A 1,477-nucleotide genomic window follows, 5' to 3' on the forward strand; every position below is an offset into this window, starting at 1 on the left:
AGTGGAAAGAGATAACACAAAGCGAGGCTTATAAGGCTAACTTTATAAGAAGCTTTTTTGCTAATAAAAAAGAGGCTGTAAAAAACACTCAAAAAGAGGCTTCAAAAGACTTAGCACAAAGTAATGACACTCCTAAAGTTGCCCCTAAGATAAAAGAGGATGAAACACTAAGCAACAAAGAAGTAGATGCTAATATAAACATCTCTAAAGATACCACAGACTTAAGTGCGTCTAAGGAAGCAAGCAAGATAGATGCTACTAACAAAGAAGTTACCCCTCTACCACTAGAAGAGTTTGGAGTTAACTATAAGGAGTTTTATCATAAGCCTAAAGATGCTATCAAACACTTACTAAAAACTAAAGAAGGACAAGTTGCTGGGGCTTTTCATAGACCAGATATAGGGGATATAGATTTGGTATGGGGTAATGAAAGTCTAGGATTACAAAAAATACTTAGTAAACATGCTAAAGATTTTGAAGTATTTGGGGAAGGCGATGAAGGCATTAGTCTTGGGATTTCTCAGATAGTTAAAGATGGCAAGCTTATAAATAAAAATGGAGTTAATACCATATGGCTAAAAAAAGATGATGACTATTATTTGGTGGGACTTTCAAAAGGCTATCATGGAGAAGGGAGTAATGAGTGGGTTATAACAAGTTATAAGAAAACAAGCGAGGTAAATAAAGATGTTATAAAAGAGTTAGAGGGCGATAGTCAAGTTCTTTCCGCTCAGACTAGCTTTAATGGCAAGGAGGCTCACTTACCAACCACTCCCAGTAATAATGCCTTAGATAATTTAATTAGTCAAGAAGCCAACTCTAGCTTTAGGACTTTAACCACAAAAGAGCAAAAAGATAGCTTTATAAACACACTAGACTTAGAAAGCCTAGCTAGTCCTATGCCGCCTAAGATAGATATAGAAGAGTTTATAGATGATGTACATACTTTTAAGAATGTAGATAACTTTATAAAACACATAAACTCTAAACCTGATAGCACAGCTAGGCTAACTTATATAAATCTCATAGAGCCAACCTTGCAAGACCCACTTATAAAAGTACACCACAAAGATGGAGTTATAGACTTTATAAAGCCTTTTATTTATGAACAAGATGGAAAGAAGTTGCTTATAAATATAGTTGGCACACAAAAAGATGGAGAGATAATATTAACAGCACTTCCCACAAAAAAGCTTAACTATGTAAAGTCTTTGATAGATAAGGGTGAAAACATAGAAGTTAAAAGAAGTGGGCAAGAGGGTATTGAAGATTCCACACTCTCACTAGGGAAACAAGCTTCATCCCACGAGACTAATAATGCCCTAGAAGGCTTAACAAATCAAGATAAAACCCTTAAAGACTTAAACACCACGAAAGTTGCAAGTAAGCTAAAAGAGGATGAAGCTTTAAGTCCTAAAGAAGTAGATGCTAATACAAATATCTCTAAAGATACCACAGACTTAAATACCCCTAAAGA

Annotated in this window: 1 pseudogene; it reads left to right on the forward strand. The window is 34.9% G+C overall.

Annotation, left to right across the window (positions count from 1 at the left end):
* Positions 1-1,477, forward strand: a pseudogene (locus BKH40_RS08825) (hypothetical protein); the annotation flags it as partial.

Source organism: Helicobacter sp. 11S02629-2 (genome assembly GCF_002272875.1).
Taxonomy (GTDB): domain Bacteria; phylum Campylobacterota; class Campylobacteria; order Campylobacterales; family Helicobacteraceae; genus Helicobacter_I.